This window comes from Pseudoalteromonas sp. APC 3250, assembly GCF_030407915.1.
Lineage (GTDB): Bacteria > Pseudomonadota > Gammaproteobacteria > Enterobacterales > Alteromonadaceae > Pseudoalteromonas > Pseudoalteromonas tetraodonis.
Genome location: NZ_JASDCM010000040.1, coordinates 1 through 1,009 on the forward strand (window position 1 = coordinate 1; position 1,009 = coordinate 1,009).

At 40.4% G+C, this 1,009-nt stretch carries 2 protein-coding genes; both read right to left on the reverse strand.

Annotated features, from left to right (window positions below; translation table 11 throughout):
* On the reverse strand, positions 1–724 hold a 724-nt coding region (locus QL986_RS18775; protein ID WP_356742471.1), incomplete at its 3' end, for an IS3 family transposase.
* A complete protein-coding gene (locus tag QL986_RS18780) occupies positions 652–963 on the reverse strand; it encodes a transposase (RefSeq protein WP_064662400.1) in 312 nt (103 codons plus the stop codon). The genes QL986_RS18775 and QL986_RS18780, both read right to left, overlap by 73 nt.
* Positions 964–1,009 lie beyond the last annotated feature (46 nt).

Below are 1,009 nucleotides of genomic sequence, written 5' to 3' on the forward strand. Positions count from 1 at the left end.
ACATGCTAATTGTTACCTGTCGGTTGTTCAACCACGATATTGTTTCTTTTGCACGATACTGGCTGCCTTGGTCTGAGTGAAATAATAAGCGACTTCCATCAGGTTTACGTGCATCCCATGTTTTTTTTAACGCTCTAATCACCAAGTCTGCGCTGTTAACTCGACTTGTTGCCCAACCAACGACTTTGCGTGAGTATAAATCTAAAATTACACATAAATACTGCCAACCCTCTCTGCAACGAACTTGCGTTATGTCTGACACCCATACCGTATTGGGTTCATCAACACTAAACTCACGACCCAATAAGTTTTCTGCAGTGATATGCCCCTGCTTTTTTCCGCTACCGGTATATCGGCGTTTACCCGCGGCTGAGCGGTAACCCATACTCTGCAGTAATCGCTGCACACGGCCTTTACTACACTCATACCCATTATCTATAGCGGCTTTCCACAACTTTCTGTAGCCCGGAATACAGTGCTCATCACTACTTACTTTTTTCAAAAACTCAAGCAATGAGTCGTTTTCTGACGCACGTTGACTTAATGATTGCTTTAGCCATTTATAATATCCAGCTTTTGATACTGACAACCATGTGCATAATTTTTTTATCGTTTTCTTAGCTGTCGCAGCTTGGTGAATATACTCAAATCTTATTCTTTTCGGCTGTCCAAGTAGGCCTTCGCCTTTTTTAACACATCGTTCTCCAACTGCGCATCTTCCAATTGCTTTTCAAGCTTACGCACTTGGCGCTCCAAATCTTTATATGACTTATCAGGGCCTTGGTTTTTAATTGGGTTAGATGTACTTTTTGACGTCATTTTTCGTCTCCATTTAGATAATAAGACAGGGTTAATGCCCAGCCGATGAGCTATTACATTAACAGTATCTGGAGAGTCTAACGATTGTTCAACTGCTTTTGTTTTAAATTCAATTGAATGACTACGCCTAGTTTTGATTTTCATAACACTTATTCCTTAAATAAGTGTCCACTTTTATAGAGTCGTATCA

Bases quoted from the DNA above. Each gene is read 5' to 3' on its own strand.
- QL986_RS18780 (WP_064662400.1), bottom strand. From the start codon at position 963: ATGAAAATCAAAACTAGGCGTAGTCATTCAATTGAATTTAAAACAAAA.